Origin of the sequence: Fructilactobacillus florum 8D (genome assembly GCF_000512295.1) — a bacterium.
GTDB classification, from domain to species: domain Bacteria; phylum Bacillota; class Bacilli; order Lactobacillales; family Lactobacillaceae; genus Fructilactobacillus; species Fructilactobacillus florum.
This window is the reverse complement of sequence record NZ_ALXG01000013.1, coordinates 82,490-89,275: the sequence shown is the minus strand read 5'-3', so window position 1 is coordinate 89,275 and position 6,786 is coordinate 82,490. Positions and strand designations below refer to the sequence as shown.

Annotated in this window: 5 protein-coding genes; 2 read left to right on the top strand and 3 right to left on the bottom strand. The window is 45.6% G+C overall.

Annotated elements, in window-relative coordinates:
- Window positions 1-328: 328 nt before the first annotated feature.
- The gene (locus B808_RS01530) at window positions 329-1,294 is read left to right on the top strand and encodes an L-lactate dehydrogenase (protein ID WP_035421485.1); all 966 of its coding nucleotides are present in this window, start codon (window positions 329-331) and stop codon (window positions 1,292-1,294) included.
- Between the two features lie 149 nt (window positions 1,295-1,443).
- Here the strand turns inward: B808_RS01530 and B808_RS01525 are convergent, their stop codons facing one another.
- Complete coding sequence (locus tag B808_RS01525; protein ID WP_035421483.1) at window positions 1,444-2,610, bottom strand: aminotransferase class I/II-fold pyridoxal phosphate-dependent enzyme; 1,167 nt, start codon at window positions 2,608-2,610, stop codon at window positions 1,444-1,446.
- A gap of 113 nt (window positions 2,611-2,723) precedes the next feature.
- Between B808_RS01525 and B808_RS01520 the strand changes: the two genes are divergently transcribed.
- Complete coding sequence (locus tag B808_RS01520) at window positions 2,724-5,072, top strand: Xaa-Pro dipeptidyl-peptidase (protein WP_035421482.1); 2,349 nt, start codon at window positions 2,724-2,726, stop codon at window positions 5,070-5,072.
- Window positions 5,073-5,212: 140 nt separating this feature from the next.
- On the opposite strand, the gene phnE (B808_RS01515) is transcribed toward B808_RS01520, so the two are convergent.
- A complete protein-coding gene (gene phnE, locus B808_RS01515; RefSeq protein WP_009166842.1) occupies window positions 5,213-6,004 on the bottom strand; it encodes a phosphonate ABC transporter, permease protein PhnE in 792 nt (263 codons plus the stop codon).
- The gene (gene phnE, locus B808_RS01510; protein ID WP_035421481.1) at window positions 6,001-6,786 is read right to left on the bottom strand and encodes a phosphonate ABC transporter, permease protein PhnE; all 786 of its coding nucleotides are present in this window, start codon (window positions 6,784-6,786) and stop codon (window positions 6,001-6,003) included. Before phnE (B808_RS01510) ends, phnE (B808_RS01515) begins: the two co-directional genes overlap by 4 nt.

Genomic DNA, 6,786 nt, shown 5'->3' with positions numbered 1-6,786 from the left:
CAGATGCTCTCCCAGCTGAGCTAATCTTCCGAATGCGAACAAAACAAAAGCCGTTTTGACAACTATTTAATAATATCATCATACTAATTGGACGTCAACTAAAATCTTGATTTTTATTGGCAGATAACATCAAAAAATTGATTATCAGGACTCCTTAAACGATTACTTCATTATATAATCGCTTTAATATCGATGGCAGATCTTTTCGATTAGCAGCTCCCCTCCCACTGGGCTTAAGAATTAATTATACAAATTGCTGGGAATCTGAAAGCTGCTTCGAATAAATGTTACAATTAGGTCGTAGTAAATTTAACTAAGTCGTGAAAGGATGATTATTTTGGCTGAAACACATCAAAAAGTTGTACTAGTTGGGGACGGCGCTGTGGGTTCTTCATACGCCTTTGCCATGACTCAGCAAGGGATCGGTGAAGAATTTGTCATCATCGACATCAATAAAGAACGTACCGAGGGTGATGCACTCGATTTAGAGGATGCCACTCCATACACCTTCCCTAAAAACATCTACGCTGGCGATTATCCTGACTGCAAGGATGCCGACCTGGTGGTCATTACTGCTGGTACTCCGCAAAAACCCGGTGAAACACGATTAGATTTGGTGAACCGGAACCTTAAGATTCTTGCTTCAATTGTAAAACCAGTTGTCGCATCCGGATTTAATGGGATTTTCCTTGTTGCTGCTAATCCCGTTGACATTTTAACCTACGCCACTCAAAAGTTATCTGGTTTCCCCAAAGAAAAAGTGATTGGTTCTGGGACCTCGCTTGACACTGGTCGCTTCCGCGTCGGAGTTGCCAAAAAATTAGGCCTTAATCCAGCTAGTGTGGATGCCTATATTTTAGGTGAACATGGAGATTCTGAGTTTGCCAATATCGACGAAGCTACGGTCGGTAACGTTCCATTAGTTGATTTTGCCGCCAAACGGGGCTTAACCAAGGAAGATCTTCTACAGATTGAAGATGAAACCAGAAATAAAGCTTACCAAATCATCAATATGAAAGGGGCAACCTTCTACGGGGTTGGAACTTCTCTCATGCGAATCTCGCGTGCAATTTTACGCGATGAAAATACCGTTTTGCCCGTTGGTGCTCCTTTAACAGGTCAATATGGGTTAAATGATATCTACATTGGGACCCCTGCCGTCATCAACGCCAGCGGAATTGCCGATGTCTTAGAAATCCCATTAAGTGCTGAAGAACAAGCTAAAATGGATGCTTCTGCTAAGACCTTGCTAGCAACTGCTCACAAGGGAATGGAAGAAACAGGCTTAGAATAAGCCACTTTTGCCCAAGCTGCTCTGCTTAATTTTATAAATAAAAAAGCACCTTCGCTAATTAGGCCGACTTAGTCGACTAGTTGTTGAAGGTGCTTTTATTTAGATATTTAATTTTATTAATTTTCAAGCCTGTCGTTTTTGCCTAGTCTTTAACCGTTAACATAGGCTTTCAAGCGGGCGACTGCTTCTTCAAGCTTAGCTTGACTGGTAGCATAGCTGATGCGGACATAGCCTTCGCCACCGGCGCCAAAACTACTCCCCGGAATCAAGCCAACTCGCGCTTTTCGCGCTACCTCCAGACAAAACTCATAACTATTTTGATTGAACTGTTGCGGAATTTTTGCAAATAAATAAAAGGCCCCCTGCGGCAGTTGATTAGCAAAGCCGAGGTCATTTAAAGCCATGTGCAAATAGTCTCTCCGACGCTCGTACTCAACCCGCATCTGGGCTGCATCGTCTTCACCATCGCGAAAAGCGGCTGCAGCTGCAATTTGAGCAGCGGTCATAACCGAAGTCGAAATCAATTCATGCACTTTAGCAATTTCCGTCATAATATCTGCAGGACCAGCAACAACCCCAATCCGCCACCCGGTCATAGCGTGCGATTTTGACAATCCATTAAATAACAAGGTTTGCGCTGGGATAAACTCAGCAATCGAGGTATGCGTTTGGTCATAAGTCAATTCACTATAAATCTCGTCACTGATTACCAATAGATCGGTTTTTGCTAAAACTGCCGCCAACTCCTGCACCTGTTTGCGACAATAACTAACTCCCGTCGGATTCGCAGGGAAATTCAAAATAATTGCCTTAGCCTTTGGATGCGCCGCCAACTCTGTTTGCAAACGGGCCGGCGTTAGTTGGAACTGATCGTTGGCCGTGTTGATTTCCACCAAGCGAGCTTCGTTTAACTCTAATAATGAGTCATAGACCGGAAAAGCTGGCGTCGGCATCAAGATTTCATCTTGTGGATTTACAAACGTCTCTAGCGCCACGTACATCGCTTCGGTTACTCCATTAGTGATCACCACTTGGGTCGTTGGATCATAATCAAGTTGATATTTATTACGCAAAAACTGAGCCGCCGCCGTACGGGTCTCCAAAAGACCGCGCGTCGCTGTGTAGTGACTCTGATCAGCATTAATCGCCGCAATTGCCGCATCCTTGACGTGGCGTGGCGTGGGGAAATCAGGCTCGCCTAAGGTAAGATTGATCAACCCAGGAATGTCCGCAATTTTCTCGCTAAATTGATAGATATCAGAAAGCCGCGCCGCTTTAACGGAGGGCTTAATTTTTTTCATTAAATCTGGTGTCATACTCTCGCTCCAATTACTTTCAGAATCCAAACAAACATAGCTTATTTTACACTAATTCCTCACAAAAACCGGGAATAAGGGTACAATTAACTAAATTATAAAGGAGTTTTGGCATGAAAATTAATCAATTTGCTACTATCACAACTGATTATCACACCCAACTAATCGAATTAGAACGTGTCGGCTTCAAAACCAACACGATCGGTGCCAAGCAGCGGCTAGCTGCCTACTTAGAAAAAGTCTATTGGCAACAACAGCAAACTGGATCCCTCCAAGAGCAAGAAGCGCAGTTGTTAGCTACTCCAACCCAGACAATGGCGTCCTTTTTGGCGAGCAAAGCGCCCCTTACACCAACCATCTTTGCTTTACTTAGCCTGCAATTACTGGGATTTTTACCGTGGGATGATTTTGATCCCAACCACCCCCAAACTAGTCGTAAAAATCTTGGTTTAGCCCCAATTGAAATGGTAACAACCGAAACAGACGTCGCAAGGGCTTGGTACCAGTTGCTAACTACCCATACCCGTTTTGGCCTCACCTATTTAGATCACCTAGCCAGCCAAGGATATTTCACGCAACCACATTTTCGACAGAATCAGCAGCTCTTTTTCAATGGTAAGGCCCAGGCAACCTTTCAAACAAATGCCTTTCATCATGAACTAGTGTACGTACCGACTGATGTTGATACTGATGGCGATGGTTTGCTGGATTTAATTCGGGTTGAAATCACCCGTCCAACCAGTTCGGTACCAGTTCCTGCCGTCTATACCGCCTCACCCTATGATCAAGGAACTAACGATCGCTATGGCGAACAGCTCACACATCAAGTTGACGTGCCCCTGACTAGAAAACAACCGGCTCAACATCACCACCAACCTTTCCAACCGCTGCCACGAAAAGCGAAGTCCCCCGTAACCGAGCCTGCCACCAGTCAAACACTTCAATGCCCACCACCACATCCGGGATATACGCTCAACGACTACCTGCTTCCGCGGGGATTTGCCAGCATTTATGCCGCCGGAATTGGTACCATCGATTCTGACGGTCTCCAAACCTGTGGTGATCCTGCCCAAACAAACGCTACGATTGCCGTCATTGAATGGCTACACGGTGACCGACCAGCCTTTGTTAGCAAAAATCGTAAGCAAGCGGTGGCGGCAGACTGGTGCAATGGCAACGTTGCCATGACCGGTCGCTCCTATCTGGGGACGTTAGCAATTGCGGCGGCAACGACTGGGGTTCCTGGTCTCAAAACGATTATTCCAGAGGCGGCGATTTCTTCTTGGTACGACTATTATCGTGAAAATGGGCTGGTGGTTGCGCCTGGTGGGTTTCAAGGTGAGGATTGTGATGTGCTCGCTGCTGAAACTTTTTCCAGACGTCAACGACCGGGGGATTATCTAAAAGTACAAACGGCGTTCGAGCAAGAACTCGCTGACTTGCAGCAAGGACAAGACCGAACTAGCGGTAGTTATAACCAGTTTTGGGATGATCGCAATTATCGTAACCACTTGCAACAAATTAAATGTGATGTCCTGTTAGTCCACGGGTTGAATGACGAAAATGTTAAACTTAAAAATCCAGCAGCCTTGTGGGCTGGTCTCAAAGACCTCCCAATTAGTAAAAAATTGATTTTACACCAAGGTCAGCATGTCTATCTAAACAACTTTCCGTCCTTTGATTTCACAGACATCGTCAACCTGTGGCTTAGCAATAAACTCTATCAGTGTGATAACCACGTTGATCAAGCACTACCAACGGTTATTGTGCAGGATAATCTACTTCCAGAAACCTGGGAAACCCGCCCGAACTGGCTCACCGCTCCCCAAAAGTCCCTGCCACTAAGCTTTAATCATGCTTCGTTTCACAATGAAATTGAGCCAGCTACCTTTAAGTTCTACTGCCAAAATCCGGAGCGCTGGAAAACTGACCTATGGAACCTTTCAGATGACAGATTAGCTAACCAACGAGTCACCGCCTTAATCCCGCACAAAACAGGAACCATTAACGGAATTCCTCGTCTGGAATTAACCCTTAGCAGTAGTCAACCTCTAGGCTTGATCAGTGCCATGCTACTTGATTACGGCGAAGCGCACCGACTCACCACCCAGCCCACCAAGTTAATGCCCAACGGGATGCCTCTGGGGTATCGCTGGTATACCGACAATCTTTTTGAGTTTACACTGGCTCAGCAACCGAGCGCAGCGCACTTGATTGCCCGTGGTCACCTAAACTTACAAAACCGGATTAGTGCAGATCAAGATCAAAACTTAATTGCAAATCAGTTTTATCACGTTGAACTCCCATTACAACCAACTTACTATCATCTTCTCGCGGAGCGCAAACTAGTGGTCATTTTATTTAGTACCGACTTTCAGATGACCATCCGTGGCAACCAAGCCATTACCTATCAACTGCAGCCGCAAGCCAGTCGGTTAATTTTACCCTGGCAAACTGACTAAGTTTCATCAGACGGTCTGCCTGCTAATGTTGTGTAAATGACAAGCCTTATCTTGCTAAAAAAACTTAAGCAAAAAGCCCTAATCAAAACTGATTAAGGCTTTTTTGCTTGGGTTTCGAATTACACGGAGCTGCTCAAAAATTAATGTAGGCGTCGTCGCAGGTAACTGGACAAACCGTCAATCAGAATCACCATTAAGACGATCCCCAGTAAAATCACTCCGGTTTTGGACCAATCGCGCGTTTGGAGTGCAAACATCAGCGGAGTTCCCACCCCACCGGCGCCCACAATTCCTAAAATGGAAGCAGAACGGACTGAGATCTCAAACCGATACAAGGTTGCCGATAAAAAAGCGGGCAAGATTGCCGGAAGCGTTGCCAACCAAAAACGTTGCAACTTCGTTCCTCCAGTTGCTTTAATCGCAAGCTCTGCTCGGTGATCCATTGCTTCGATGGACTCGGAAAAAAGTTTCCCCAACATTCCCACCGAGTGAAATCCAACCGCCAGGACTCCCGCAAACGAACCGGGTCCAACCGCTTTGATAAACATGATGGCCAAGATAACTTCGGGAAAGGCACGAATCGCTGTTAATAATAATTTACCAATGGTCGCCCGCGGATGAAACCACCGCGAATTGGTCTGGGCAGCAAGGAAGGAAAAGGGCACACTAATGATGGCCGAAATAAAAGTTCCCAAAAATGCGATGGCTAAGGTAATGACCAGTTGGGACACCAAATCTTCCCCACTACCATTGTAAATATAGGACCAATCTGGATTAAACATGCCATGCAAAATTGATGCACTAACCTGCCCAGCAGATTTTTGAATGGGAACTAAGGGAATCCCACGAATTGACCACCAGTACAATGAAATGATGAGGACAATACCAATCATCCATTCCCAACGACCCCATTTACTCCGTAACTTCTTCATTGTAAATGCCTCCTCGTCAGGTTGCTGATCAGATCAATTATCAACACGACCACGAAGATAGCAATAATAATAACCGCCGTTTGTGGATAGGCAAACTGATCCAAACTCTGTTGCAAATCGAGTCCGATTCCGCCAGCGCCTAGATACCCAAGCACGGTTGACGCACGGACATTAATTTCTAGTGCATACAAAATATCACTAGCAAATCGACCAGCTAACTGTGGCAGCATGGCAATCCGAATCGTTTGCAGCAAACTAGCTCCCGTCGTCTGAAGCGCATACACCGGACCCATATCGATGGTCTCAATAATTTCATAAAAGAGTTTTGAGACCATCCCAAAGGAAAAAATTGCTAGCGTAATCATGCCAGTCATTGGTCCAATTCCAAAAATCGCCACAAAAAGAGCTGCCAATAACAGGTTTGGTAAGGTTCTAATCAAAGACAAGCCTAATCTAACCAAGCTCCTTCCCCACCAATTTTTAATGATGTTTCGGGCGGCCAAGAAGGCGAATGGTACTGCCAAAATCGTCCCCAGCGTGGTTCCCAATACCGCCATTTGAATTGTTTGTGCCAACGGCTTTTGAATTTGACTGAGATAATTCCAATCCGGTTGCTGCATCTGTTTTAAGATCACCAGAAACTGGGGCGAATTTTTTGCAAATGCACCCACGTCCACGCCCGTCAGCTGGGCGGAAATAACCGTCAAGAGACCCAGTAGCAGGGTCACACTAATGCCAAGCACGTGATAGCGTTTCCAAAAACTAAGTTGCGGGACTTGCAT